Annotated in this window: 24 protein-coding genes; 9 read left to right on the plus strand and 15 right to left on the minus strand. The window is 73.0% G+C overall.

The window, feature by feature from the left end; translation table 11 throughout:
* Positions 1 to 188: 188 nt before the first annotated feature.
* Both BM051_RS21165 and BM051_RS21170 read right to left on the minus strand, forming a co-directional pair.
* Positions 189 to 806 (minus strand): TetR/AcrR family transcriptional regulator, encoded by a 618-nt coding sequence (locus BM051_RS21165; protein WP_092533252.1) that lies wholly within the window; start codon positions 804 to 806, stop codon positions 189 to 191.
* A 106-nt stretch (positions 807 to 912) separates the two neighbouring features.
* On the minus strand, positions 913 to 2,418 hold the full coding sequence (locus tag BM051_RS21170; protein WP_092533255.1) for an aminotransferase-like domain-containing protein: 1,506 nt from the start codon (positions 2,416 to 2,418) through the stop codon (positions 913 to 915).
* 96 nt (positions 2,419 to 2,514) lie between these two features.
* On the opposite strand from BM051_RS21170, the gene BM051_RS21175 reads away from it, so the two are divergent.
* Entirely contained in the window at positions 2,515 to 2,760 is a 246-nt protein-coding gene (locus BM051_RS21175) for a hypothetical protein (protein ID WP_092533258.1), read from the plus strand.
* Positions 2,761 to 2,867: 107 nt separating this feature from the next.
* Here BM051_RS21175 and BM051_RS21180 read toward each other — a convergent pair whose 3' ends face one another.
* Positions 2,868 to 3,659 (minus strand): SDR family oxidoreductase, encoded by a 792-nt coding sequence (locus BM051_RS21180; protein ID WP_092533261.1) that lies wholly within the window; start codon positions 3,657 to 3,659, stop codon positions 2,868 to 2,870.
* Between the two features lie 74 nt (positions 3,660 to 3,733).
* Positions 3,734 to 4,486, minus strand: coding sequence for an SDR family oxidoreductase (locus tag BM051_RS21185; RefSeq protein ID WP_092533264.1), 753 nt, complete (start codon positions 4,484 to 4,486; stop codon positions 3,734 to 3,736).
* A gap of 59 nt (positions 4,487 to 4,545) precedes the next feature.
* On the opposite strand from BM051_RS21185, the gene BM051_RS21190 reads away from it, so the two are divergent.
* Together BM051_RS21190 and BM051_RS21195 are read left to right on the plus strand one after the other, a co-directional pair.
* Positions 4,546 to 5,166 carry a TetR/AcrR family transcriptional regulator gene (locus BM051_RS21190; protein WP_092533267.1) on the plus strand — a complete coding sequence of 207 codons (621 nt, stop codon included), beginning with the start codon at positions 4,546 to 4,548 and terminating at the stop codon, positions 5,164 to 5,166.
* A 149-nt stretch (positions 5,167 to 5,315) separates the two neighbouring features.
* A complete protein-coding gene (locus tag BM051_RS21195; protein ID WP_092533270.1) occupies positions 5,316 to 5,771 on the plus strand; it encodes a nucleoside deaminase in 456 nt (151 codons plus the stop codon).
* A 160-nt stretch (positions 5,772 to 5,931) separates the two neighbouring features.
* Here BM051_RS21195 and BM051_RS21200 read toward each other — a convergent pair whose 3' ends face one another.
* The 10 genes from BM051_RS21200 to BM051_RS21245 all read right to left on the minus strand — a co-directional run bounded on the left by BM051_RS21200 (position 5,932) and on the right by BM051_RS21245 (position 16,853).
* Positions 5,932 to 6,246, minus strand: a complete 315-nt coding sequence (locus BM051_RS21200) for a hypothetical protein (protein WP_092533273.1) — start codon at positions 6,244 to 6,246, stop codon at positions 5,932 to 5,934.
* An 82-nt stretch (positions 6,247 to 6,328) separates the two neighbouring features.
* A complete protein-coding gene (locus tag BM051_RS21205; RefSeq protein ID WP_166677793.1) occupies positions 6,329 to 6,700 on the minus strand; it encodes an SdpI family protein in 372 nt (123 codons plus the stop codon).
* A gap of 61 nt (positions 6,701 to 6,761) precedes the next feature.
* Positions 6,762 to 7,367: a TetR/AcrR family transcriptional regulator gene (locus BM051_RS21210; RefSeq protein WP_092533772.1), complete on the minus strand. Its 606-nt coding sequence runs from the start codon at positions 7,365 to 7,367 to the stop codon at positions 6,762 to 6,764.
* On the minus strand, positions 7,367 to 8,200 hold the full coding sequence (locus tag BM051_RS21215; RefSeq protein WP_092533279.1) for an SDR family oxidoreductase: 834 nt from the start codon (positions 8,198 to 8,200) through the stop codon (positions 7,367 to 7,369). The genes BM051_RS21210 and BM051_RS21215 overlap by 1 nt, the downstream gene beginning before the upstream one ends.
* 20 nt (positions 8,201 to 8,220) lie before the next feature.
* Positions 8,221 to 9,384: an acyl-CoA dehydrogenase family protein gene (locus BM051_RS21220; RefSeq protein WP_092533282.1), complete on the minus strand. Its 1,164-nt coding sequence runs from the start codon at positions 9,382 to 9,384 to the stop codon at positions 8,221 to 8,223.
* A 9-nt stretch (positions 9,385 to 9,393) separates the two neighbouring features.
* Positions 9,394 to 11,559 (minus strand): acetyl/propionyl/methylcrotonyl-CoA carboxylase subunit alpha, encoded by a 2,166-nt coding sequence (locus BM051_RS21225; protein WP_092533775.1) that lies wholly within the window; start codon positions 11,557 to 11,559, stop codon positions 9,394 to 9,396.
* Positions 11,560 to 11,576: 17 nt separating this feature from the next.
* Positions 11,577 to 13,175, minus strand: coding sequence for an acyl-CoA carboxylase subunit beta (locus BM051_RS21230; protein ID WP_166677795.1), 1,599 nt, complete (start codon positions 13,173 to 13,175; stop codon positions 11,577 to 11,579).
* A complete protein-coding gene (locus tag BM051_RS21235) occupies positions 13,172 to 14,347 on the minus strand; it encodes an acyl-CoA dehydrogenase family protein (protein ID WP_092533286.1) in 1,176 nt (391 codons plus the stop codon). Before BM051_RS21235 ends, BM051_RS21230 begins: the two co-directional genes overlap by 4 nt.
* On the minus strand, positions 14,344 to 16,065 hold the full coding sequence (locus BM051_RS21240; protein ID WP_092533289.1) for an acyclic terpene utilization AtuA family protein: 1,722 nt from the start codon (positions 16,063 to 16,065) through the stop codon (positions 14,344 to 14,346). Before BM051_RS21240 ends, BM051_RS21235 begins: the two co-directional genes overlap by 4 nt.
* Positions 16,062 to 16,853, minus strand: a complete 792-nt coding sequence (locus BM051_RS21245; protein WP_092533294.1) for a TIGR03084 family metal-binding protein — start codon at positions 16,851 to 16,853, stop codon at positions 16,062 to 16,064. Before BM051_RS21245 ends, BM051_RS21240 begins: the two co-directional genes overlap by 4 nt.
* 124 nt (positions 16,854 to 16,977) lie before the next feature.
* Between BM051_RS21245 and BM051_RS21250 the strand changes: the two genes are divergently transcribed.
* The 4 genes from BM051_RS21250 to BM051_RS21265 all read left to right on the plus strand — a co-directional run bounded on the left by BM051_RS21250 (position 16,978) and on the right by BM051_RS21265 (position 21,086).
* Positions 16,978 to 17,922, plus strand: a complete 945-nt coding sequence (locus BM051_RS21250) for an alpha/beta hydrolase (protein WP_092533297.1) — start codon at positions 16,978 to 16,980, stop codon at positions 17,920 to 17,922.
* Positions 17,923 to 17,996: 74 nt separating this feature from the next.
* Entirely contained in the window at positions 17,997 to 18,905 is a 909-nt protein-coding gene (locus tag BM051_RS21255; RefSeq protein ID WP_092533300.1) for an enoyl-CoA hydratase-related protein, read from the plus strand.
* Positions 18,886 to 19,530, plus strand: coding sequence for an acetoacetate decarboxylase family protein (locus BM051_RS21260; RefSeq protein WP_092533303.1), 645 nt, complete (start codon positions 18,886 to 18,888; stop codon positions 19,528 to 19,530). The genes BM051_RS21255 and BM051_RS21260 overlap by 20 nt, the downstream gene beginning before the upstream one ends.
* Positions 19,531 to 19,547: 17 nt before the next feature.
* Positions 19,548 to 21,086 (plus strand): flavin-containing monooxygenase, encoded by a 1,539-nt coding sequence (locus BM051_RS21265; protein ID WP_092533781.1) that lies wholly within the window; start codon positions 19,548 to 19,550, stop codon positions 21,084 to 21,086.
* Between the two features lie 7 nt (positions 21,087 to 21,093).
* Here the strand turns inward: BM051_RS21265 and BM051_RS21270 are convergent, their stop codons facing one another.
* Positions 21,094 to 22,065, minus strand: coding sequence for a bile acid:sodium symporter family protein (locus tag BM051_RS21270; protein WP_092533784.1), 972 nt, complete (start codon positions 22,063 to 22,065; stop codon positions 21,094 to 21,096).
* A 423-nt stretch (positions 22,066 to 22,488) separates the two neighbouring features.
* Between BM051_RS21270 and BM051_RS21275 the strand changes: the two genes are divergently transcribed.
* Together BM051_RS21275 and BM051_RS21280 are read left to right on the plus strand one after the other, a co-directional pair.
* Positions 22,489 to 25,416, plus strand: coding sequence for a ribonucleoside-diphosphate reductase subunit alpha (locus tag BM051_RS21275; protein ID WP_092533306.1), 2,928 nt, complete (start codon positions 22,489 to 22,491; stop codon positions 25,414 to 25,416).
* 11 nt (positions 25,417 to 25,427) lie between these two features.
* Positions 25,428 to 26,537 carry a ribonucleotide-diphosphate reductase subunit beta gene (locus tag BM051_RS21280; protein WP_092533309.1) on the plus strand — a complete coding sequence of 370 codons (1,110 nt, stop codon included), beginning with the start codon at positions 25,428 to 25,430 and terminating at the stop codon, positions 26,535 to 26,537.
* Positions 26,538 to 26,952: the final 415 nt, after the last annotated feature.

Here is a 26,952-nt window from a genome sequence, read left to right on the forward strand (position 1 = left end):
CAAGGCTCCCTTGGTGGCGGACGCCCGCCCCCCCACCAGCCCAAACGAAGACGCCGCGCGTCACTGTGCTCGCTCGACGCTCCCCTACCGCGCGGGCCACGCCATCGTCCGCGGCGGGGCTCAACGCCCCTCGATGGCGCTCAACGCGACCATGGGGCCTTGGCGGCAGTAGGGGCGCTGGAAGGCGTTCAGGCGGCGGATGGGCGTAGGGAGCCGAGCAGCAGGTCGGCGAAGTGGTCGCCGATCTGCCGGGCGGAGAGCGCTCCGTCGCTGTGGTACCAGAAGCCGAGGTGGTGCACCGCGCCGAAGAAGTAGTCCACCACCAGGTCCGCGGGCTGGTCGGTGCGGAACTCGCCGGTCCGCTGGCCCTCCTCGATCAGGGCGCGGAACCGCTCGTGGTAGCGCCGCCGCTCGGCCCGCACCGCCCGCTGCTTGTCCGGGTTGAGCTGGTGCATGGACTGCAGGAAGATCTTCGTGTCGTCCAGGTTGGCGATGCTGCTCACCACCACGTCGGAGGCCGCCGCGACCAACCGCTCGCGCACCGGTGCCTCGGTGGCGGCGAACTTCTCCAGCCGCTCGGTCTGCTCGCGCAGGATCCGGCCGTAGATCTCGTAGAGCAGGTCGTCCTTCGAGTCGAAGTAGTGGTACATGGCGCCCTTGGTGACGCCGGCGGCCGCGACGATCTCCTGCACCGAGGTGCGGTCGAAGCCCCGCTCCGCGAACAGCCGCGTCGCCACCGCCAGCAGCCGTCTCGGCACCGTCTCCTCCTGGCCGGCGCTCACCGGGCCGCTCCCCTGCTCGTTCACGCCCCTCCTCTCCACCGCGAATCCACCACGAGCCCCCCGCCGCCCCGCATCCAGCGAAGGATACCGGCGGGCATGGTGGCCGACCGGTCACGACACCGCGCCCGGCTCAGACGATCGGGTGCAGCCGGGGGACGTCTCGCGGACCGTGCCGGCGCAGCTCGGTCCACGCCCTGGCCAGCCGGTCCACCACCTCCGCCAGCACCTCCGGCGGGTGGGTGAACGGGATCCGCAGGTGGTTGTCGTGCGCCCCGGTGGGGTCCATGGCCGACCCGGGGATCACCTCCACCCCGTGCCGCAGCGCGAGCTGGGCGAACACGTCCGCGCTCTCCCCCGGCAGCGCCACCCACAGCGACGAGCCGCCGTCGGGCCGCCGCCAGGTCCACTCCGGCAGCCGCTCCCGCAGCAACCGCTCGAGCAACGCGAACCGCTCCCGCTGGTCGACCGCGCGCCGGCGGGAGATCTCCCCCATCCGCGGCACCAGCCGGGCTGCCACCGCCTGGTCGATCACCGGGGTGCCCAGGTCGGCCAGTGCCTTGCGCCGCGCGCAGCGCTCGATGAGCTCCACCGGTGCGCGGACCCAGCCGACCCGCAGGCCGCCCCACACCGCCTTGCCGAGCGATTCGACGGTCACCACCTCCGCCTCGGGCGGCGCGTAGGCGGCCAGCGGCGGCAGGTCGACGGCGTCGGGGGCCAGCGCCCGCCCGGCGTAGGCGTTGTCCTCCAGCACCGGGACGTCCCACTTGGCGGCCAGCTCCACCACCCGCCGCCGGCGAGCCTCGGATGTCATCAGCCCGGTCGGGTTGTGGTAGGTCGGCATCACGTAGAGCAGCGCGGGCTCGTGCTCGGCGAGCGCGGCGGCCAGCGGCCGAGGGTCGATCCCCTCGCCGTCCAGCGGCACCGGGACCAGCTCGGCGCCCTGCGCCCGGAACACGTCCAGGCACGCGGGCCAGCTCGGTGACTCCACCACCACGGTGGCGGACCGGCGCAGGTAGACCTCCGCCACCAGGACCAGTGCCTGATGCGCCCCGGTGGTCACCAGCACCTCGTCCGGATGGGTCGGCAGGCCCCGCGCGCTGTGGTACTCGGCGATCGCCTCGCGCAGCGCCGGCAGTCCGCGCGGGTAGTAGCCGTGCGTGCCGAGCAGGGCGCCGATGTCGTGCGCCGCGACCTCGTCGAGCGCGTCGGCCACCTCGCCGGCGCCGCCCTCGGCGGCACAGGCCAATGAGATGAGTGGACCGGGCCCGTCGATGAGCCGCTGGAAGATGCGGCCCGCCTGCCCGCCGCGGACCCGGCCGTCACTGCGCGGCGGGCGGCGGCCACGCCGAACCCTGGTGCCGCTGCCCTGCCGCCGTTCCACCACGTCGCGCGCGCGCAGCTCGTCGTAGGCGCCGACGACGGTCGCCCTGCTGACCGCCAGTGCCGTGGCCAGCTCCCGTTCGGCGGGCAGCCGCTCCCCGGCCCGCAGCGCGCCCTCCTCGGCCGCCCTGGCGAGCGCGTCGGCCAGCTTGCGGTACAGCGGCCCCGGCCCGGCGGTCCAGTCCCCGAGCAGGCCCGCCAGCTCGGCGCCGCGCCGGTAGCACTCCCGCCGAAAACGATCCACTTCTACTGTCATTGGCTCTACCACCTGTCCAATCCCCGGAGCAGCATAGGTCACGAGCGGGCCACTGGGGAACCGTGGCATCACAATTGGACTGTTCGGAGGTGCCCGATGATCGGGATGATCGCGTCGACACTGCTCGTGCTGGTCGTGTGCGCTGAGCTGGTGCTGCTCGGCCGAGCCGTGCCGGCCGCCGCGCCGGCGCTGCCCGCGGGCGCCTCCCGGCTCGAGCGCGACCTGACCGCCGGGGTGGCCCTGCTGCGGGCCGCCTCCACCGCCTACGCCGAGCGGATCGAGCGCTACCTGACCGAGATGAGCGGCACACCGGCCGGAAGGGCGACACCCGGAACGCGATGAGCAGCCACGCGGCGCGAGGGGCCACGCTCCCTTCGCGCCGGCACCCGGGCCGTGCCCGGCGGTCGTCTCGCGGTGTGCCCGGGGTCGGGGGCCGGGCACACCGCCGGTCAACCGCCGGCCTGCTCGATCTTGCGCTGCAGCTTGTTCATCCCGGCGATCCAGCGGTCGGGCTCGGTGGCCCTGGTCGCGTAGTAGCCGGCGACCTCCTGGTGCGGCAGCACGAGGAACCGGCCGTCGGCCATCGCCGCGAAGAGGCTGTCGACGACCTGCTCGGGGGCGATCGCCGAAGGGCCGAGGATGAGCTGCCCCGCCGGGCCGGTCTCGGCCAGCATCCGGGTGCGCACCCCCTGCGGGCACACCGCCTGCACGGTGATGCCCCGGTGCCGGTACGTCGCCGACAGCCATTCGGCGAAGGCGAGCGCGCCGTGCTTGGTCACCGAGTACGGCGCCGAGCCGAGGCTGGTGAGCAGACCCGCGGCGGAGACGGTGGCGACGAAGTGGCCGCGGCCGCGGGCCAGCCAGTCGGGCAGCAGTGCCCTGGCCGCGCGCACGTGGGCCATGACGTTGACCTCCCAGGCCAGCGCCCAGTCCGCCTCGGCCGCGTCGGGTCCCCCGGTTGGGGCGACGCCGGCGTTGGCGCAGAAGACGTCGATCGCGCCGAGCGCGTCGCGGGCGGCGGCGACCAGCCGGGCCACCCCGTCCTCGGTGGCGGCGTCGGTGGCGACCGCGGTGCCGCCGACCTCGTCGGCCACCGCCCGCGCGGCGTCGCCGTCCAGGTCGGCCACCAGCACGCGGGCGCCCTCGGCGGCGAACCGGCGGGCCAGGGCGGCACCGATGCCCCCGGCGCCGCCGGTGACCACCACCCCGGCACCCGCGACGGCGTCCACGGCCCGACTCACGCCCCCTCCTCGTGGGCGCTCGTCGGCGGCGTTCGCCGAGGCCGCTGTGTCGAGTGGTTCGCTCGCACGCTCGCTCACAGGCCCCCGCCGATGGTGATCCCGCCGTCGACGACGATCGTCTGCCCGGTGATCCAGGCGGCCTGGTCGGAGAGCAGGAAGACGACCGCGCCGGCGACGTCGGCCGGCACCCCCAACCGCTTCAACGGATAGGGCTCGGCCACCTCGTCCTCCCTGCCCTCGTACAGCGCGGTGGCGAACTTCGTCTTGACCACGGCCGGGGCCACGGCGTTGACCCGGATGCCCGGGCCGAGCTCACCGGCGAGCTCCATGGTGAGCCGGATCAGCGCGGCCTTGCTCACCCCGTACATCCCGATGCCCGGCGAGGTGCGGATCCCGGCGATCGAGGCGACGTTGACCACCGCGCCGCCGTGCTCGCCCATCCAGGCGTCGCGGGCGCGGCGCACCCAGGCCAGCGGGGCCAGCACGTTCACCCCGAGGATCTTGGCGGCGGCCTGGTCGTCCACGTCGAGCACGGAGCCGTACACCGGGTTGATCCCGGTGTTGTTCACCAGCAGGTCGAGGCTGCCGAACCGCTCCACCGCGCGGGAGACCGCCTCCTCCTGGTGCGCGGGGTCGTCGGCCTTGCCGGGCACCGCGATGGCGACGTCCGGGCCACCCAGCTCGGCGACCGCCTCGGCCAGCGGTTCCGGCTTGCGCGCGGTGAGGCACACCTTGGCACCCCTGGCGACCAGTTCCCTGGCGATGCCGAAACCGATGCCCCGGCTGGCGCCCGTGACGATGGCGACGCGGTCCTTCACCGAGTCCACTGTTCCCGCCTTCCTGTCCGTCCGGGCGAGCGCGGTAAGCGCTCGCTTAGAATCCTCGCATGTCGCTCTCGCCCGCCGCCGAACTGTGGCCGGACGTCCACCCCGACGCGGCCCGCCGGCTGATGCTCGCGGCGGTGGAGTCGTTCGCCCGACGGGGTTACCACGCCACCACCACCCGGGACATCGCGAGCGCGGCCGGGATGAGCCCGGCGGCACTGTACGTGCACTTCCCCTCGAAGGCCGCGCTGCTGTTCGCGATCAGCCGGAGCGGCCACGAGCAGTCGCTGGCGCTGGTAGCGGACGTGGCGGCGACCGAGAAGCACCCGCCGCGGGCGGTGCGCAGGGTCGTGGAGGAGTTCGTGGCCTGGCACGCCCGCCGGCACACGGTCGCGCGAGTGGTGCAGTACGAGCTGGCCGCGCTGCCGGAGCGGGAGTACGAGATCGTGGCCGACCTGCGCCGGCGCATCGAGCGAACGGTGCGCGACGTGATCGCCGCCGGGGTCGACAGTGGCCACTTCGCGGTGCGCGACGTGCGCACCGCGGCGCGCGCGGTGCTCTCCCTCGGCGTCGACGTCGCCCGCTGGTACACCGACCGCAGCCGCACCTCGCCCACCGAGCTGGGTCGGGCGTACGGCGAGCTGGTGCTGCGGATGCTCGGCGCGGAACCCACCGCGGGCTGAGCGCGTCCGGGCCTCCATCGCGCACCTCCCGTCTCGCCGATGATCTCTCGCGGCAACATACTAAGCGGTCGGTCAGCGACTGTCACGACCCGAGCGGGTCACACCGCCGGGTGGTTGCCGCGACCGCGCCGCCGGGCCAGAGTGACCCCATGACCGCCCCCGACCCGGCCGCCCTGCTCGCCGTCGCCCGCGACGAGGCATTGCTCGGCCGCACGGAGGGCGGAGTGCCGATCGGCGCGGCCCTGTTCACCGCCGACGGCACCCTGCTCGGCCGCGGGCACAACCGGCGCGTGCAGGACGACGACCCGACGATGCACGCCGAGACCGCGGCCTTCCGCGCGGCCGGCCGCCGCCCGCACTACCAGGACACGATCATGGTCACCACGCTCTCGCCGTGCTGGTACTGCAGCGGTCTGGTGCGCCAGTTCGGCATCCCGGCGCTGGTGGTCGGCGAGGCCCGCACCTTCTCCGGCGGGCACGCCTGGCTGGCCGAGCACGGCGTGGCGGTCACGGTGCTCGACGACCCCGAGTGCGTCCGGCTGATGCGCGCGTTCGTCGCCGAGCATCCGGGACTGTGGCACGAGGACATCGGCGTGCCGGACTGACCGCTCCCCATCTCGACCGTGAGCCAGAGTGCTGGCACCGGTGCCCCGACCTCCGGGGGGTCCACGGGACGACCGCCACGGTGCACGAGCCGGACGTACGGCCCGATGGCAGGTGCGGAGGCCGCGGGCCGGCGAGCACTGCCAGCCGGTGGGACCGGGGCTACCCGAGGTCGCCGGGCTCGGCTCGCCACCGGGTCCAGGCGGCCAGCGCCCGCCGGCCGGCGTCGGTCAGCTCGGCGGGCACCAGCGCGCCCAGCCGGACCGGGGCGACGCCGGCCGGGCGGATCAGCCCTCCGCGGGCCAGGCCGTGCGCGGTGAGCTGGTCACAGCACGGCACCCCGTCGACGTACAGATCGGGCTCACTGCCACCGGAGATGAGCGCGCGCCGCGCGGCCACCGCCCGCAGCATGGCCCCGGCCCGATGGGTGAGCGCGGTCTCCGGTGCGGTCGGTGTGGGTGTCGTCGGTGCAGACATCGTTGTCCCGTCCTTCCCCCAGTGGTCTGAACGACCTGGTTCGACGGTAGGCCGGTCCGCTGGGTTCCGGGTGGAGCGACACTCACCCGCGGGGCAGGTCCCGGTGGCCGATCCAGACGGCGACGAGGAGCACCACGACGGCGAGCACGTCGGTGGTGAGGAGTGTGGTGATGAACAGCGCCATGTCCCCGGTCGTGACCACCAGCACCGCGGTACCCACCACCACGACCGCGAACGCGACCCGGACCACCGGCGCGGCCTTCCGGTGGACGTGGTCCCACGCGGCGTCGTCGGCCAGGGAACGGGGGGTGCGCAGGCCGAAGTAGGGGTTGCGCCGGAGCCGGCCGGACGCGCCCAGCCGTGCCGTCAGGAACAGCGCCACCCCCAGCGCGACCTGGACGGCGAGGATCACCACGAGTGCCCAACCCGGCACGCCGGAAGCATCGTCGACCACGGGCGCATCCTGGGGCCTGGACCGCGCGGGACGCAAGCACGCGCGGGGGCCGTGACCGCCGCTACGTCGGGGCGGGCACCCCGATGGTCGGCTCGAGGACCTGGGCCCACTGCCGGATGATCTGCTCCCGCCGGCGGCTGTCGTCGGTGAGCAGGTTGGCCAGGCCGAGGCCGCGGGCGAGGTCGAGCGTCGCCTGCACGGTCTCCCGCACCCCCGGCCGCGACTCGTCGGCACCGAGCAGCTCCAGCGCCACCCGGTGCACCTCCCGTCCGACCCGCGCCTCCAGCGGCACCAGCACCGCGCGCAGCGCCTCGTCGGTCGAGGCGGCCACCCACAGGTGCAGCGCGGCGCGGAACATCGGTCCCGTGTAGAGGTTCAGCAGCATCCGCGCGATCGGCTCGGCCCTGGCCGGGCCGCGGGGCAGCGCGGCGGCCCGCTCCCGCAGCTCGACCAGCTGCTCGTTGCCGACGTACTCCACGGTCGCGGCCACCAGCTCCTCCCGCGTGCGGAAGTGGTGCTGAGCGGCGCCGCGGGACACCCCGGCGCGCTGGGCGATCACCGCGACGGTCGTGCCGTTCCAGCCCAGCTCCGCCAGGCACTCCACGGCGGCGTTCATCAGCCGCCGTCGGGTGGTCCTGCTCCGCTCCTGGCGTGGCTCGGCCATGATCAGGCGGGGTCGACCCAGAAGTCGAGGTGCAGGTCCTCCTCGCGCTCGGCCTGCCGGTACTTCGCGAAGTCGGTGACCCCCTCGGCGGCGAGCACCTCGTCGTCGATGAAGAAGTTCCCGGTGACCTCCCGGCTCGGCCTGGTGAGGACGGCGTGCGCGGCGTCGGCCATGATCTCCGGCGTGCGCGACCGGTCGACCAGCTCGGCGCCCACCACGTTGCGGATCGCGGCGGTGTCGATCGTGGTCCGCGGCCACAGGGAGTTGGCCGCGATGCCGTCCTTCCGCAGCTCCGCGGCCAGCCCGACGGTCACCAGGCTCATCGAGTACTTGGCGATGCTGTAGGCGAGGTGGCCGGCGGTGAACCACTTCTCCTCCAGCCGGATCGGCGGGGACAGGGTGAGGATGTGCGGGTTGTCCGCGCGGCGCAGGTGCGGGATCGCGGTGCGGGAGAGCAGGAACGACCCGCGGGCGTTGATGTCCTGCATCAGGTCGTAGCGCTTCATGCTGATCGACTCCGACGGCGTCAGGTCGATGGCGCTGGCGTTGTTCACCACGATGTCCAGTCCACCGAACTGCTCGACCGTCCTCGCCACGGCCGCCTCGACGGTCGCGTCGTCGCGGATGTCGCCGACGATCGGCAGTGCCTGCCCGCCCGCCTCCTCGATGGCCCTGGCCGCGGTGTGGATCGTGCCCGGCAGCTTCGGATGCGGCTCGGCGGTCTTGGCCAGCAGCGCCACGTTCGCCCCGTCCCGGGCCGCCCGCACCGCGATCGCCTCGCCGATGCCCCGGCTGCCGCCGGACATGATCAGGGTCCTCCCCGCCAACGTGCTCACGCGATCTCCTAGGTTACCGATCAGTAGGACTTGGGAAGGCCCAGACTATGCTGCGCGACGAAGTTGAGCACCATCTCCCTGCTCACCGGCGCGATCCGGCCCACCCGCACCGCCCCCAGCAGCGTGCCGAGACCGTACTCCGAGGCCAACCCGTTGCCGCCGTGCACCTGCACCGCCTGGTCGACCGCCCGGATCGCGACCTCCGCGGCGGCGTACTTGGCCATGTTGGCCGCCTCCCCCGCGCCGAAGTCGTCGCCGGAGTCGTAGAGCGCGGCGGCCTTCTGGGTCATCAGCTTGGCCAGCTCCAGCTCGATCTTCACCTGCGCCAGCGGGTGCGCCAGGCCCTGGTGCGCGCCGATCGGCACGTCCCACACGCTGCGCTCCTTGGCATAGGCGACGCCCTTGTCCAGCGCGTAGCGGGCCACGCCGAGGGAGAACGACGCGCCCATGATCCGCTCCGGGTTGAGCCCGGCGAACAGCTGCGCGATCGCCGCGTCCTCGGAGCCGACCAGCGCGTCGGCCGGGAGGATGACGTCGTCGAGGAACAGCCCGAACTGGTGGTCGGCGGCCACCAGGTCCATCTCGATCTTCGAGTACTCGAACCCCGGCGCGTCGGTGGGCACGATGAACAGCGCCGGCTTGAGCCTGCCCGTGCGGCTGTGTTCGTCTCTCGTGCGGCCCACCACCAGCACCGCGTCGGCCTCGTCGACACCGGAGATGAACACCTTGCGGCCACGCAGCCGCCACCCGCCGCCCTCCCGCCACGCCGTGGTGGTGATCCGGTGCGAGTTCGACCCCGCGTCCGGCTCGGTGATCGCGAACGCCATCCGCACCGACCCGTCGGCGAAGCCGGGCAGCCAGCGCCGGCGCTGCTCGTCCGTGCCGTACCGGGCGATCACCATCGCGCAGATGGCCGGCGACACCACCATGAGCAGCATCGGCGTGCCGGCGGCGCAGAACTCCTCGCACACCGCGGCGAGGTCGCCGATGCCGGCGCCGCCACCGCCGTACTCCTCCGGCACCGCCACCCCGAGGTAACCCAGCCGGCCGGCCTCGTCCCACAGCTCGGTGGTGTGACCGCCGGCGCGGGCCTTGTCCCGGTAGTACTCCGGACCGTAGCTACGGCCCAGATCCGCCACGGCCTTGCGCAGTGCCTGACGCTCTTCCGACTCCACGAAGTTCACTGCCGCTCCCTACTCTTGCGCGTCCCGCACCACGGCCAGTACCGCCCCGAGCTCCACCTGCTGGCCCACGGTGACCGGCAGCTCGGCGACCACGCCGTCGACCGGCGCGCTGATCTGGTGCTCCATCTTCATCGCCTCCAGCCACAGCAGCGGCGCACCGGCGGCGACCCGCTCGCCCCGCTCGACCGCGATCCGCAGCACGGTTCCGGGCATGGGCGCCACCAGCGATCCCGCGGCCAGCGCGGCCTCGGGATCGGCGAACCGCGGCACCGGGGTGAGGCTCACCGGGCCGAGCGGCGAGTCGACCGCGACCAGCCCCGGGTAGCGGCCGACGGTGAAGGTGCGGCGCACCCCGTCGACGTCGAGCACCACCCGCTCCGGGTCGGCGTGCCGCAGCACGACACCGGGGTGGTCTCCATCCACGCTGGCGACCAGGCCGTCCCGGGTGAACCGGTAGGCCACCTCGTGCTCCGTGCCGCCCACGGCGTACGTCCTGCGCTGCGGTGCCGACGGAACGTTGCGCCACCCGCTGGGCAGCCGGCCGAGCACCCGGGCCGCCCGCCGGTTCGCCGCCGCGTCGGCCAGCGCCGCGGCCAGCGCGGACAACCGCACCGCGCGCTCGCCGGCCAGCGGGCGGGCCAGGGTGGCCAGGCCGTGCCGGTCGAGGAACGCGGTATCGGTCTCGCCGGCCAGGAACGCCGGGTGCCGCAGCACGTTCACCAGCAGGTCCCGGTTGGTCGCCACGCCGTGGATGCGGGCGCCGGCCAGCGCCCCGGCGAGCGTGCGGGCCGCCGCGGCGCGGTTCGGCCCCCACGCGATCACCTTGGCCAGCATCGGGTCGTAGTGCACCCCGATCACCGAGCCGTCGGCCACCCCGCTGTCCAGCCGCACCCCGTACCCGGCGGGCACGGTGTTGGTGCCTCCAGTGCCGGCGGGCACGGTGTTGGTGCCTCCAGTGCCGGCGGGCACGGTGTTGGTGCCTCCAGTGCCGGCGGGCACGGTGTTGGTGCCTCCAGTGCCGGCGGGCACGGTGTTGGTGCCTCCAGTGCCGGCGGGCACGGTGTTGGTGCCTCCAGTGCCGGCGGGCACGGAAAACTCCGCGGACACCCCCGGAACGGCGAATCGGTGCAGCGTCCCGCTCTGCGGTTGCCAGCTCGCGGTGTCGCCTTCGGTCACCACCGTCTCGGCGTAGAGCCGCACCTCGATGGCGTGTCCTGTCCACTGTGGAGGCTCGCCGGGCAGCCGCTCGCCCTCGGCCACCCGCAGCTGCAGGTCCACCAGGTCCAGCCCGGTGACGCACTCGGTGACCGGGTGCTCCACCTGCAGGCGGGTGTTCATCTCCAGGAAGAAGAACTCGCCGTCGTCGGTGGCGAGGAACTCCACGGTGCCGGCACCGACGTAGCCGATCGCCTTGGCCGCGGCGACGGCCGCGGCGAACAACCGGTCCCGCATGGCGGTATCCACCCGCGGTGCCGGGGCCTCCTCGACGACCTTCTGGTGCCGGCGCTGGATGGAGCACTCCCGCTCCCCCACCGCCCACACCGTGCCGTGCGCGTCGGCCAGCACCTGCACCTCGATGTGCCGGCCGGTCTCCAGGTAGCGCTCGCAGAACACGGTGCCGTCGCCGAACGCCGAGCGGGCCTCGGCCTCGGCGCCGGCGACCGCGGCCGGCAGGTCGGCCAGCGCGCGCACCACCCGCATGCCGCGCCCGCCACCCCCGGCGGAGGCCTTGACCAGCACCGGGAGGTCGGCCTCGGTGACCTTCTCGGGGTCGAGCTCGGGCAGCACCGGCACGCCGGCGTCGGCCATCATCCGCTTCGCCTCGACCTTCGAGCCCATCGCGGCGATGGCGTCCGGCGGTGGCCCCACCCAGGTGAGGCCGGCGTCACCGACCGCGCGGGCGAACGCGGCGTTCTCCGACAGGAAGCCGTAGCCGGGATGGACCGCGTCGGCGCCGGCCGCGAGCGCGGCGTCGATCACCAGGTCGGCCCGCAGATAGGTGTCGCCGGGCGCGTCGCCGGGCAGCCGCACCGCGGCGTCCGCGGCGGCGACGTGCGGGGAGCCGGCGTCGGCGTCGGAGTAGACGGCGACCGTGCCGATCCCGGCGTCCCGGCAGCTGCGGAACACCCGCAGGGCGATCTCCCCACGGTTGGCGACGAGCAGGTTCTGGATCAACGGTGCCATCACTGCCCTCACATCCGGAAGACGCCGAACCGCTCGGCGCCCCTCACCGGTCCGTTGTGGATCGCCGACAGGCTCAACCCCAGCACCGTCCTGGTGTCTCGCGGGTCGATGATGCCGTCGTCGTAGAGCATCCCGGACAGGAACATCGGCAGCGACTCGGCCTCGATCCTGCCCTCCACCATCGCCCGCATGGCGACGTCCTGCTCCTCGTCGTACTCCTGGCCCCGGCTGGCGGCGGCCTGCCTCGCCACGATCGAGAGCACCCCGGCGAGCTGCTGCGGTCCCATCACCGCGGACTTGGCGCTGGGCCAGGCGAACAGGAAGCGGGGGTCGTAGGCCCGGCCGCACATGCCGTAGTGGCCGGCGCCGTAGGAGGCGCCCATCAGCACCGAGATGTGCGGCACCGTGGAGTTGGACACCGCGTTGATCATCATCGCCCCGTGCTTGATGATCCCGCCCTGCTCGTACTCCTTGCCGACCATGTAGCCGGTGGTGTTGTGCAGGAAGATCAGCGGCGTGTCGCTCTGGTTGGCCAGCTGGATGAACTGGGTGGCCTTCTGTGACTCCTCGCTGAACAGCACGCCGCGGGCGTTGGCGAGGATGCCCACCGGGTAGCCGTGCACGGTGGCCCATCCGGTGACCAGGCTGGTGCCGTACAGCGGCTTGAACTCGTCGAAGTCGGAGTCGTCCACCACGCGGGCGACCACCTCGCGCGGATCGAACGGCACCTTGAGGTCGGTCGGCACGATGCCGAGCAGGTCCTCGGCGGCGTAGCGCGGCCCGGCGTAGTCCGGCTTCGGCGCCGGGCCCTGCTTGTGCCAGTTGAGCCGGCGGATGATCCCCCGGCCCAGCCGGATCGCGTCCCGCTCGTCCGCGGCGAGGAAGTCGGCGAGCCCGGACACCCGCGCGTGCATCTCCGCGCCGCCGAGCGACTCGTCGTCGGACTCCTCCCCGGTGGCCATCTTCACCAGCGGCGGTCCGCCGAGGAACACCTTGGCCCGCTCCTTGACCATCACCACGTAGTCCGACATGCCGGGCAGGTAGGCGCCACCGGCGGTGGAGTTGCCGAACACCAGTGCCACCGTGGGAACCCTGGCGGCCGAGGAGCGGGTCAGGTCGCGGAAGGTGCGCCCGCCGGGGATGAAGATCTCCTTCTGCGCCGGCAGGTCCGCGCCGCCGGACTCGACCAGGTTGATGGTCGGCAGCCGGTTCTGCGCGGCGATGTCGGCGGCCCGGAAGCCCTTCTTCAGACTGGACGGGTTCATCGCCCCGCCCTTCACCGTGGGGTCGCTGGCGATGATCATGCACTCGACGCCCTCGACCACGCCGATCCCGGTGACCATGCTGCCGCCCACGTGGTAGTCGGTGCCCCACGCCGCCAGCGGCGACAGCTCGAGGAACGGCGCGTCCTCGTCGAGCAGGAGCTCGATCCGTTCCCGGGCGAGCAGCTTGCCCCGCTTACGGTGCCGCTCGACGTACTTCTGGCCGCCGCCGGCGATCGCCTTGGCGTGCTCGGCCTCGATCTCGGCGAGCTTGGCCAGCATCGCGTCCCGGTTCTCGGCGAAGGAGTCGCCCTTGGTGTCCAGTGTGGACCTGAGTGTGGTCATGCGGTGAATCCCATTCGCTTGGCGGCGAGGCCGGTGAGGATCTCGGTGGTGCCGCCGCCGATGCCGAGGATGCGCACGTCCCGGTAGTGCCGCTCCACCTCGGACTCGCGCAGGTAGCCGAGCCCGCCGTGCAGCTGCACCGCCTCGTCGACCACCTCCTCGCCGGTGGCGACCGCGGTGTTCTTCGCGAAGCACGCCTCGGCGATGACCTCCTCACCGGCGACGTGCCGCAGCGCGACCTGGCGGGTGTAGGTGCGGGCCACGTCGACCTTGCGGGCCATCTCGGTGAGCTTGTGCTGCACGAGCTGGCGGGAGATGAGCGGCCGGCCGAACGTCTCGCGCAGCCGGCACCATTCCACGGTGAGGTCCAGCGCGCGCTGCGCGGTGGCGTAGGCCTGCGCGGCCAGGGACAGCCGCTCGGTGACGAACTGGGTGGCCACCTGCGCGAAGCCGCTGTTCTCCGGCCCCACCAGGTTGGCCACCGGCACCCGGCAGCCGGCGAACGACAGCTCGGCGGTGTCCGAGCAGTGCCAGCCCATCTTGGCCAGCCCCCTGCTCACCGTGAGCCCCGGCGTGCCGCGCTCGATCACCAGCAGCGACAGCCCGTGCGCGCCGGGCTCGCCGGTGCGCACCACCGTCGTGACGAAGTCGGCCCGGCACCCGGAGGTGATGAACGTCTTGGCGCCGTCGACGACGTAGTCGTCTCCGTCCCGGCGGGCGGTGGTGCGGATCCCGGCGACGTCGGAGCCGCCGTCGGGCTCGGTGACCGCGAGCGAGCCGATCGTCTCCCCGGCGAGGGTGGGCCGCACCCAGCGGTCGACCTGCGCCGGGTCACCCGCCGCGGCGATGTGCGGCACGGCGATGCCGCAGGTGAACAGCGACGCGACCAGGCCGCCGGAGCCGCCGGCGTAGTGGATCTCCTCGGTCACCGTCAGCGCGTCGAGGAAGTCCCCGCCACCACCGCCGACCTCCTCGGGGAAGGCGACCCCGAGCAGGCCCAGCCGCCCGGCGGTGCGGTGCAGTTCCCGGGGCAGCTCGCCGGCCCGCTCCCACGCGTCCAGGTTCGGCAGCACCTCGGTGCGCACGAACCGGCGGACGGTCTCCCGCAACGCGGCCCGTTCCGGTGTGGCGAACGGGTCGGTGTGGCCCGCCGGCCGTGTCTGTGCCGTCACAGCAGTACCTCCGGGATGTCCACGTGCCGCGCGCGCAGCCACTCGCCGAGTGCCTTGGCCTGCGGGTCGAACCGGGCCTGCGCGGAGACGCCCTCGCCGAGCAGCCCGTCGACCACGAAGTTCACCGCGCGCAGGTTGGGCAGCAGGTACCGGCGCACCGGCAGGTCGGCGGTCTCCGGCAGCAGCCGGCGCAGCTCGGCCACGGTGAGCGTGTGCGCGAGCCACCGCCATGCCTCGGCGGTGCGCACCCACACGCCGACGTTGGCACTGCCGCCCTTGTCGCCGCTGCGCGCGCCGGCGACCGTGCCCAGCGCAACACGTCGCATCGGGCCTGCGGGCAGCGGCTCCGGCAGCCCTGGTTCATCCACATCGGACAACGCTCGGGTGGGCGCGGCGGGCGGGACGTCCACCCGGCGCCCGTCGGGCAGCACCGCGACGTGCGGCACCGACTCGGCCGGCACGAACGCCGGTGTGTACACCCCGTAGGGCGCGGCGTCGGCCGGCGGCGCGGTGACGTGGAAGCCCGGGTAGCTGGCCAGGGCCAGCTCGATCGCCGCACCGCTGAACGCCCGGCCCACCACCTTCGGGTCGGCGTCCTTCACCGCGCAGTGCAGCAGCGCGCTGGCCCGCTGCTCGGTGTCGGCGTCCTCGTGGTCGGTGCGGGCCAGCGTCCAGCGCACCTCGGCGGGCGGCCGGGCGGCCAGCGCGGCGTCGAGCTGCTCGCGCACCAGCGCCGCCTTGCGCTCGATGTCCAGCCCGGTGAGCACGAAGGTGACCTCGTTGCGGAAGCCGCCGAGGGTGTTCAGACACACCTTCAGCTCCGGTGGCGGTGGCTCGCCGCGGGCGCCGGAGATTCGCACCCGGTCGGGGCCGTCCTCGCTCAGCTCCAGTGCGTCGAACCGGGCGGTGACGTCGGGCCCGGCGTAGCGCGCGCCGGCGATCTCGTACAGCAGCTGGGCGGTGACCGTTCCGGTGGTGACCACGCCGCCGGTGCCGGGGTGCTTGGTGATCACGCTCGACCCGTCCGGGTACACCTCGGCGAGCGGGAACCCGGGGTGGCCGATCTCGTGCTCGGTGAAGAAGGCGTAGTTGCCGCCGGTGGCCTGCGCCCCGCACTCCAGGACGTGGCCGGCGGCGACCGTGCCGGCGAGCGCGTCGTAGTCGTCCCGGCGCCAGCCGAAGTGCGCGGCGGCCGGGCCGACGACCAACGAGGCGTCGGTGACCCGGCCGGTCACCACCACCTCAGCCCCGGCCCGCAGGCACTCGGCGATGCCCCACGCGCCCAGGTAGGCGTTCGCGGTCAGCGGCGCGCCCCGCCCGCCAGGCGCGGTGAGGCCGAGCTCGCCCGCGCGGGGCAGCAGGTCGTCGCCCTCGACGTGGGCGATCGCGACGTCGACCCCGAGCCGACTGGCCAGCTCGCGCAACGAATCGGCCAGCCCGGCGGGGTTGAGTCCGCCGGCGTTGACCACGATCCGCACGCCGCGGTCCCTGGCCAGCCCGAGGCCCTCCTCCATCTGCCGGAGGAAGGTCTTGGCGTAGCCGCGGTTCGGGTCCTTCATCCGGTCCCTGCCGAGGATGAGCATGGTCAGCTCGGCGAGGTAGTCGCCGGTGAGCACGTCCAGCGGGCCGCCGGTGAGCATCTCGCGCACGGCGGCGAAACGGTCGCCGTAGAAGCCGGAGGCGTTGCCGATCCGCAGCGGTTGTCCGGTGCTCGTCATCGGAACTGCCCCGCCTTCCGACCGGGACCGGGCGGACCGGCGAAGGCCTGGGCGATGCCGAGCCACTCGCGCGCGTCGGCGCCCTCCGCGCGCAGGTCGGTGTCGGTGGGATGCCGGCGCTGGGTGACGACCAGGCAGAAGTCGAGCGCGCTGCCGGTGATCCGCTGGGCGGCGCCGGGCGGGCCGAACTCCCAGGTCTCGCCGTCGGGTGCGGTCAGCTCGACCCGGAACTCCTCGGTCGGTGGGGCGAGCGCGTGCAGCTGGAAGGCGAAGTCGCGGGTGCGGACGCCGAACCGGGCGATGTGCCACAGCCGCGCGGTCGGGGTGCGCACCACGCCGAGCGCGTCGGCGATGTCCTGGCCGTGGGCCCAGGTCTCCATCATTCGCGCGGTGGCCATCGACGCCGCGCTCATCGGCGGGCCGAACCACGGTAGCTTCGTGCCGGGCGGCACCTCGGCCAGCGCGGCGGTGAGTTCGGTGCGGCCGCGCCGCCAGTCGGCCATCAGCTCGGCCCGGGGCCGGGCGGCCTGCTCCTCCGCGCCGTCGTCGACGAACCGGGTGCCGGCGCTCATCGCCCACTCGACCAGGGAGGCGAACTCGTCCGGCCGGGTCGCGGCGACGAGTGACTGCTGGTCGGTCCACGCCAGGTGCCCGATCTGGTGGGCGATGGTCCAGCCCTCCGCCGGGGTGGGGCGGCGCCACTCGCCGTCCGGCAGGCCCGCCACCAGGTCGTCGACCTCCCGGCTCTGCGCGTCCAGGTCGCGCAGGACGGCCCCGAGGTCCGCCACGCCGCCACCTCCCTCGCTGTCGTGCCCCGAGCGTCGCACCCGGCTCAGTAAAAATCAAGCATGCACGCTTGTTTTTGCTCCCGCCCGCGCTACCGTGGAGCTGCTACCTGCATCGGGAGGTCCCATGTCGTCCTCGGTCGCCGTTCCCGTTGACCTGCCGAGCCCGCAGAGCGTGCGGCTGCGCAGGTGGTTCGCCACCCGGGTGCGTCCGCTCGCCGAGCGCAGCTCGCCGCGCGGCTACCAGCTGCGCGCGCTACGCAGCACGGCCGACAGCGCCGGCCTCACCCGACTACCCCGGGGCACCCGGGCGTGGCCCGCCCGCTACGGCTCGGTCCGCGGGGTGTGGCTGCAGCCGCCGGGGGCCGACCCCGCGCGGGGCGCGCTGCTGTACCTGCACGGTGGCGGTTTCGTGTTCGGCTCACCACGCTCCCACCGCACGCTGGCGTTCCGGCTGGCCCGGCGGATCGGGGTGCCGGTGTTCCTGCTGGACTACCGGCGCGCGCCCGAGCACCGCTTCCCGGCGGCGGCCGACGACGCGCTCGCCGCCTACCGGCTCCTGTTGGCCAGGGGCTTCCCCGCGGACCGGATCAGCGTGGCCGGGGACTCCGCCGGCGGGCAGCTGACCGCCGGGCTGCTCGACGACCTCGTCCGGCTCCGCCTGCCGCGGCCCGCTCGGGCGCTGCTGCTGTCGCCGTGGCTCGACTTCGATCTGACGGAACTGCGGCGCCGCGACCGGGAACGGCGGGACCCCTTCGTTCCCCCGTCCTACGTGGAGAAGTGCCGCGCGGCCTACCTCGGCGGCCCCGACCACGCCCACCCCCGGCTGGACGTGCTGGGCACGGACAAGACCGGCTGGCCACCCGTGCTGGTCCAGGTGGGCGACACCGAGTGCCTGCTCGGCGACGCGGAGCGGCTGGCCGCCAAGGTGCGCGCCGCGGGCGGCACGGCCGAGCTGCAGGTGTGGCCCGGCCAGATCCACGTGTTCCCGATCTTCGCCGGCTACCTGCCGGAGGCCGGGACCGCGGTGCGGCTCGCCGGCCGGTTCCTGCGCGGCGAACCGGCGGAATAGCCTTGTTGGCGACTTGCCAGCAAGGCGGTGCTGGCTTACCGTTCGCAGGCGAAACGCCCAGCGAAGGAGGCCGCGTGGCGGAGTACGCCCAGATCACCTACACGGTCGCCGGCGGCGTCGCGACGATCACGTTGAACCGCCCCGAGGCCCGCAACGGCTACACCGTCACGATGGCCGACGAGCTGGCCGCCGCCTTCGCCGCGGCCGACGCCGACCACGACGTGCGGGCGGTCGTGCTCACCGGCGCCGGCGAGGACTTCTGCGTGGGCGCCGACCTCAGCCAGGGCGGGTTCGACTTCGACGCCGAGCACGGCCCCGAACCGCACTGGCAGGAGCCGGCCGGCCGGTGCGCCCGGCGGATCTTCGCGATGAACAAGCCGGTGATCGCCGCGATCCACGGCGCGGCCATCGGCGCCGGCAGCACCATCATCCTGCCGGCCGACTACCGGCTCGCCGCCACCGACGCCCGGTTCGGCTTCGTGTTCGTCCGCCGCGGGATCTATCCGGAGGGCGCCTCCGCCTGGTTCCTGCCGCGCCTGGTGGGCATGGGCACGGCGCTGGACTGGATGATCAGTGGTCGGGTGTTCTCCGCCGAGGAGGCCGAGGCCGCCGGCCTGGTGCACCGCCGCCACCCCGCGGACGAGCTGCTCGACCGGGCCCACGAGCTGGCTCGGGAGATCATCGCCACCGCGGCGCCGGTGTCGGTCGCGGTCACCCGGCAGCTGCTGTACCGGATGTCCGGGTCGGACTCGCCGCTGCCGGTGCACGCGCTGGACTCGAAGCTGATCGGCGGGCTGACCGGTAACCCGGACGCGGTGGAGGGCGTGCTGTCGTTCCTGCAGAAGCGGCCGCCGCGCTGGACACTACGGGTGCCCGAGGACCTGCCCGACTTCCTGCCCTGGCTGGACGGTTCCAGCGCCACCGGGACGGACGACGCCGCGAAGGCCGACGAGGGTGACGAGGATGACCGCCACTCCCCCTGACCGCTACCCGCCCGAGCCCTGGCACCTGGCCGGCCAGGCGTACCTGTCCACCTGGCTGGTGCCGGTGGCCGACCTGCCCCGCGTGCCGCGGGAGCTGCGCCCGGTGGTCGTGGCCGGCCGCGCGGTCGTGGTCACCGCGTGGATCGACTACCAACCACCCGGGCAGCTGAGCTACGCCGAGCTGCTGGCCACGGTCGCCGTGCGGGACGGGCACGGGCCCAGCGGACCCAGCGGACCCACTGCCACGATCACCGAGATCTGGGTGGACAGCGCGGTGTCGCTGGCCGGAGGGCGGGAGCTGTGGGGCATCCCGAAGGAGCTGGCCGCCTTCGACCTGCGGCACGGCCGCACGTTCACCGCGTCGGCCACCACGTCGCGGGACTGGATCGCCACCGCGGCCTTCACGTCCCGGCCCGGGCCGCCGGTCACCCTGCCGAGCCGGTTCCGGGTCGCCCAGGTGATGGACGGCGAGCCGCGGTCGAGCCGGGTGCGCGCCCGCGCCCGGCCGCACTGGGCCGCGGCGAGCTGGAGCGTCAACCCCGCCGGACCGCTGGGTTACCTGGCCGGGCGCGCTCCCCTGCTGAGCGCGCGCCTGCGGGACTTCCGGATGCGCTTCGGCGGCTGACCCGAGTGGAGGTGACGATGACCGCGCGATCCGGGCCCGGACCCGAGCGCACCACCGCGGTGATCATCGGTGCGGGCTTCGGCGGCGTCGCCATGGGCATCGAGCTGCGCCGCGCCGGCGTGCACGACTTCGTGATCCTGGAGCGGGCACCCGACCTCGGCGGGGTGTGGCGGGACAACACCTACCCCGGTGCCGGTTGCGACGTGCCGTCGCCGCTGTACTCGTTCTCCTTCGAACGCCACCAGCGCTGGCCCCGCCGCTACGCCCAGCAGCGGGACATCCACGCCTACCTGGACCGCGTCGCGCGCAAGCACGGCGTGGTCGACCACGTCCGCTTCCAGCGCGAGGTGGTGGCCGCGACGTTCGACGAGTCGACCGCGCGGTGGCGGGTCCGCACGGCCACCGGCGAGGAGCTCTCGGCGGCGGTGCTGATCCCGGCGGTCGGCCAACTGTCCCGGCCGGCCTACCCGGCGATCCCGGGAATCGACTCCTTCCGCGGGGCCGCGTTCCACTCGGCCCGCTGGGACCACGACGTCGACCTCACCGGCCGGCGGGTGGCGGTGATCGGCACCGGGGCCAGTGCCATCCAGTTCGTGCCGGAGATCCAGCCGAGGGTCGGTCGGCTCACCGTGTTCCAGCGCTCGGCGCCCTACATCCTGCCCAAGCGCGACCACGACTACGCGTCCTGGCCGCACCGGGCCTTCCAGGTCCTGCCGCCGTTGCAGGCGCTGGACCGGCTGGGCTTCTGGCTGTACGCGGAGTTCGCCCAGCAGTGCCTGGCGAAGTGGCAGGGCTTCGTACCGCTGTTCAGATGGCAGACGACACGGCACCTGCGCGCCGCGGTGCCCGACCCGGCGCTGCGCGCGCGGCTCACCCCGGACTACGAGATCGGCTGCAAGCGGGTGCTGTTCAGCAACGACTACCTGCCCGCGCTCACCCGAGCAGGCGTCGAGTTGGTCACCGAGCCGATCACCGAGATCGCCCCGACCGGGGTGCGCACCGCCGGCGGCACCGAGCACCCGGCGGACGTCATCATCTACGGCACGGGGTTCGCCACGCTCGACCTGCTCGGGCCGGTCGAGATCACCGGGCTCGGCGGCAGGCGACTGTCGGCGGCGTGGCACGCCGGCGCCCGCGCCCACCTCGGCATCACGGTGCCCGGGTTCCCGAACATGTTCCTGATGTACGGCCCGAACACCAACCTCGGCGGCGGCTCGATCATCCACGTGCTGGAGAGCCAGGCCCGCTACATCCGGCAGGCGGTGCGGCGGCTGGTCGCGCACCCCGGCCACTACCTCGACGTGCGGACCGAGGTGGAGCGGCGCTGGGACGACGAGGTGCAGCGCCGGCTGGCGCGGTCGGTGTGGACGCGGTGCCGCAGCTGGTACCGCAACGAGCACGGCCGGGTGGTGGCGAACTGGCCCGGCCGCACCGGGGAGTACCGGCGGCGCACCCGCCGGTTCGACGTCACCGACTACCGGATCGGCGCCGCGAGCGGGTCGACGTCCGATGTGGACGTTGTCCCGGAACGGTCGCCGAAGCTCGACGCGGTGTAACGCGTACTCATCGCTCCGGCGCCGGGACGGCCGGGGCGGTGCGGGCCGGGCGGCGCGCCCAGTAGGTGGCCAGTGCCGAGCCGGACACGTTGTGCCACACGGAGAACAACGCGCCCGGCAACGCGGCCAACGGGGCGAAGTGCGCGGTGGCCAGGCTCGCCGCCAACCCGGAGTTCTGCATGCCCACCTCGATCGACACCGCCCGCCGTGCGGTCTCGTCCAGCCGCACCAGCCGGGCCACGCCGTAGCCGAGCGCGAGGCCGACGCCGTTGTGCAGCACCACGGCCAGCACCAGCAGGGCGCCGCTGCTGGCCATCACGGCGCTGTTCGCCCCCACCACCGCGGCGACGACCACGACGATCCCGGTGACCGAGACCAGCGGCAGGTAGGGCAGCACCCGCTCGACCAGCCGCCCGGCGAACGCCCTGACCACCACGCCGGCGACCACCGGCACCAGCACGATCTGCACGATCGACTCGAACAGCGCCCAGAAGCTCACCGGCAGCGCCGAGCCGGCCAGCCACAGCACCAACAGCGGGGTCAGCACCGGGGCGAGCACGGTGGCCACCGAGGTCAACGTCACCGACAGCGCCACGTCGCCCCTGGCGAGGTACACGATCACGTTCGATGCGGTGCCGCCGGGCGCGGAGCCGACCAGCACCATCCCGACGAGCAGCAACCCGGTCAGCCCCAGCGCCGAGGCTACGCCCCACGCGGTGAGCGGCATGATCACGAACTGCGCGGCGAGGCCCACCAGCACCGCCCACGGCCGGCGCAGCACCCGGGTGAAGTCGACGGCCCGCAGGGTGAGCCCCATCCCGAACATGATCACCCCGAGCAGCACCGGGATGGCGCCGGTGAGCACGGCGACCTGGCCGGGCAGCACCAGCCCCACCACGCCGCCGAGGATCACCAGCAGGGCGAACCACCGCCCCACGACGTCGGCGAGCCGGCGCAGCGCGCTCCGTGGTTGCACCATCGTCACTCCCGAGTGTCCGTCGACGCCGTAGACCAGGCCGGCTCACTCTAACGAGAAGGTCCCACCTTTCGCTCCGTCGTGATCGAGTGGTGATCACTGTGCTGTGGAACACGCCGACACGCCGCATGTTGGGTCTTCGCGCGTCGCACACCCCAACATGTAGTCTCTGATCATCGACAGCCTGCGGGTCGACGATGACCGTCGAGATCCCCGCGGGCACGGCGTGGCGAGCACCTCCCGCGGTGGTGCGTGGCGCGGCGGTACCGGCCGAACGGGCCGGCGCCCGGCGGTGTCCTGGGGCGGTTCCTGGGGGTTCCGCCCGCCGCGGGAGGGTCTCGCGCGCCCGCGTCGACCCTGCAGTCGTGTCGCCCAGCACGCCGGCGTCCGCCGGTGTGCCGATCCAACGCGCCCTTTGGAGTTCGCATGTCCCTGGAGACCACCTCGCCGCCGTCCGCGGCGGACGCCAGCACCGCACCGGTGCGGGTGATTCGGCGCGACGGCAGCGTGTCGTCGTTCGACCCGACCAAGATCTCGGTCGCGATGACGAAGGCGTTCCTCGCCGTCGAGGGCGACGACGCGGCCACGTCCTCCCGCGTCCACCACGTGGTCGAGGAGCTGACCGGCCAGGTCACCGACGCGCTGCTGCGGCACGCCGGCCCGGAGCCCGCGCTGCACATCGAGCAGATCCAGGACCAGGTGGAGCTGGCGCTCATGCGCGGCGGCCACCACAAGGTCGCCCGTGCCTACGTGCTCTACCGGGAGGAGCGGGCCAGGGCGCGCGCGGCCAGCCGGCCGGCCGAGGCGCCGGCGCGGCCCGAGCTGCGGGTCCGGGCGGCGGACGGCACCCTCGCTCCGCTGGACTGGGACCGGGTGGCGCACGTGGTGGGCGAGGCGGTCGCCGGGCTGGCCGACGTCGCGGCCGAGCCGGTGCTCGCCGAGACCCGGCGCAACCTCTACGACGGCATCGGCGCCGACGAGCTGGCGCTGGCGCAGATCATGGCCGCCCGCACGCTGGTGGAGCAGGAGCCGAACTACTCCTTCGTCAGTGCCCGGCTGCTGCTGGACAAGCTGCGCGCCGAAGCGCTGAGCCACCTGGCCGGCGCGGCGCGGCAGGCCAACCAGGACGAGATGGCCGCCGGCTACGGCGACTACTTCCGCGACTACGTGCACCGCGCGGTGGAGCTGGAGCTGCTCGACCCGGAGCTCACCCGGTTCGACCTCGACCGGATCACCGCCGCGCTGCGGCCCGAGCGGGACCTGAACTTCGGCTTCCTCGGTCTGCAGACGCTGTACGACCGGTATTTCCTGCACGAGAACGGGACTCGGTTCGAGCTGCCGCAGGCGTTCTTCATGCGGGTGGCGATGGGACTGGCGCTGCGCGAGGACGACCGGGAGCGGCGTGCGGTCGAGTTCTACGAGTTGCTGTCGACGTTCGCGTTCATGGCCTCGACGCCGACGCTGTTCAACTCGGGTACCACCCGGCCACAGCTGTCGTCGTGCTTCCTGACCACGGTCGACGACGACCTCGACTCGATCTTCCAGGCGTACAAGAACAACGCGTTGCTGGCGAAGTACTCGGGCGGGCTGGGCAACGACTGGACGCCGGTGCGCGGTCTCGGTGCGCACATCAAGGGCACCAACGGCCGGTCGCAGGGCGTGGTGCCGTTCTTGAAGATCGCCAACGACACGGCGGTGGCGGTGAACCAGGGCGGCAAGCGCAAGGGCGCGGCGTGCGCGTACCTGGAGACGTGGCACGTCGACATCGAGGAGTTCCTCGACCTGCGCAAGAACACCGGTGACGAGCGCCGGCGCACCCACGACATGAACACCGCGAACTGGGTGCCCGACGAGTTCCTCCGCCGGGTCGAGGCGGACGGCGAGTGGACGCTGTTCTCCCCGGACGAGGTGCCGGACCTGCACGACCTCTACGGCACGGCGTTCGCCGAGCGGTACCGGGAGTACGAGGCCATGGCCGACCGCGGGGAGATCACGGTGTTCCGCCGGGTCCGTGCGGTGGAGCTGTGGCGGCGGATGCTGACCATGCTGTTCGAGACCGGGCACCCGTGGATCACCTTCAAGGACCCGTGCAACCTGCGCTCGCCACAGCAGCACGTGGGCGTGGTGCACTCGTCGAACCTGTGTACCGAGATCACCCTGAACACCAGCACGGACGAGGTCGCGGTGTGCAACCTGGGCTCGGTGAACCTGGTGGCGCACGTCGGGCCGGACGGGCTGGACACCGAGCGGCTGGCCCGGACCGTGCACACCGCGGTGCGGATGCTCGACAACGTGGTCGACATCAACTTCTACACGATCCCGGAGGCTCGCCGGTCCAATCTGCGGCATCGGCCGGTCGGGCTGGGCCTGATGGGCTTCCAGGACGCGCTGTTCGAGCTCGGCGTGCCGCTGGCCTCGGACGCGGCCGTGGAGTTCGCCGACCGCAGCATGGAGCACCTGAGCTACCACGCCATCTCCGCGTCGGTGGACCTCGCGGCCGAGCGGGGCCGGTACGCCACGTTCGAGGGATCGTTGTGGAGCAAGGGAATCCTGCCGATCGACTCGATCGAGCTGCTGGCGAAGGCCAGGGAGGGCGACGTCCTCGACGTCGACACCTCGTCCACGCTGGACTGGGACGGGCTGCGCGAGCGGGTGCGCACGGTGGGGATGCGCAACTCCAACGTCATGGCGATCGCGCCGACCGCGACGATCTCCAACATCTGCGGGGTCGGGCAGTCGATCGAGCCGCAGTTCCGGAACCTGTTCGTCAAGTCCAACATGTCCGGTGACTTCACCGTGGTGAACCCGTACCTGGTGCGCCGGCTGAAGGAGCGCGGGCTGTGGGACGAGGTGATGGTCGCCGACCTGAAGTACTTCGACGGCAGCCTCGGTGAGATCGACCGGGTGCCCGATGACCTCAAGGAGCTGTTCGCGACGGCGTTCGAGGTGGACAGCCGCTGCTTGGTCGACGCGGCGTCGCGCCGGCAGAAGTGGATCGACCAGGCGCAGTCGCTGAACCTGTACATCGCCGCGCCGAGCGGCCGCAAGCTCGACGAGCTGTACCGCTACGCCTGGCACAAGGGTCTGAAGACCACCTACTACCTGCGGGCGCAGTCGGCCACGCACGTGGAGAAGAGCACCCTGCGCGGCACCGACGGCCGGCTCAACGCCGTGCCCGCCGGCACCCGAGGCACCAACACAGTGCCCGCCGGCACCCGAGGCACCAACACAGTGCCCGCCGGCACCGGTTCCGTGCCCGCGGCGGCCGTGCCGGCGGTGGCGCCCTCCCCCGCGCCCGCCGCCGAGCCGGCGGCCTGCCGGATCGACGACCCCGACTGCGAAGCCTGCCAGTGAGGAGCCCCGACATGACGAACATCGAGACCACCGTGACCACCGCGGCCACCGACACCACCGACACCACCGACACCACCGGCCTCGGCGAGATCGACCGCGGCGGGGCGAGGGTCAGCGTCGACGACAAGGCGATGATCAACGCCAGGGCCGACGTGAACCAGCTGCTGCCGCTGAAGTACCGCTGGGCGTGGGAGAAGTACCTGGCCGGGTGCAGCAACCACTGGATGCCGACCGAGGTCGGGATGCAGGCCGACATCGCGCTGTGGAAGTCACCGGACGGGCTCACCGAGGACGAGCGGCTGATGCTGAAGCGCAACCTGGGCTTCTTCGCGACGGCCGAGTCGCTGGTGGCGAACAACATCGTGCTGGCGGTGTACCGGCACATCACCAATCCGGAGTGCCGGCAGTACCTGCTGCGCCAGGCGTTCGAGGAGGCGGTGCACACGCACACCTTCCAGTACATCTGCGAGAGCCTCGGCCTCGACGAGGGCGAGCTGTTCAACATGTACCGGGAGGTGCCGTCGATCGCCGACAAGGACGCGTGGGCGCTGCGGTACACCCGGAACCTGGAGAACCCGGACTTCGCCACCGGGACCGCCGAGGCCGACCAGGACTTCCTGCGCGACCTCGTGGCGTTCTACGTGGTGTTCGAGGGCATGTGGTTCTACACCGGGTTCGCGCAGATCCTGTCGCTGGGTCGGCGGAACAAGATGGTCGGCATCGCCGAGCAGTACCAGTACATCCTGCGCGACGAGTCGATCCACCTGAACTTCGGCATCGACTGCATCAATCAGATCAAGCTCGAGAACCCGCACCTGTGGACCCCCGAGTTCCAGCAGGAGGTGCGGCGGATGCTCACCGAGGCGTGCGAGCTGGAGGTGGCCTACGCGCGGGACACCATGCCGCGCGGGATGTTCGGCCTGTCGGCGCCGCTGTGCGAGCAGTACATGCACTTCATCACCGATCGGCGCGCGCAGCAGCTCGGCCTGGCGCCGATCTTCGGTGAGGAGACCAACCCGTTCCCCTGGATGTCGGAGGCCATGGACCTGAAGAAGGAGAAGAACTTCTTCGAGACCAGGGTCATCGAGTACCAGACCGGCGGCACCCTCGACTGGGACTGAGGTGTCGCGGGGGCGACCCCCGCAGGCCCCACGGTGCTGGAGTGTTGCGGGGGCGACCCCCGCAGACCCCACGGTGCGGCTCCGTCACCTTGGCGAGCGCTGGGCACGACAGTGGGGACCAGCGAGGGTCGCCCAACCGCGAGATCTACGTTCAGAACAGCGAGACCTACGGGCCGGGACAGCGAGAGCCGGGGGGGCCCGAGCAGGAGTTCGCTGTCGGGATCCCTTGTGGCGCAGCCACTCCCCCTCCCCACCCCGATCCGGAGCCGCCTCGCGGTCGACACGATCGAGCTCCGGGGCGGGGACCACAGACCCCCACGGGTGGCTCCCGCACGCGCCCCGGCCTGACCGGGGACTTCGGCACCCCGAACGTAGCTCTCGCCATCCTGAACGTAGATCTCGCGGGTCTCAGTGG

The organism is Amycolatopsis arida, assembly GCF_900115565.1.
Classification (GTDB): Bacteria; Actinomycetota; Actinomycetes; order Mycobacteriales; family Pseudonocardiaceae; genus Yuhushiella; species Yuhushiella arida.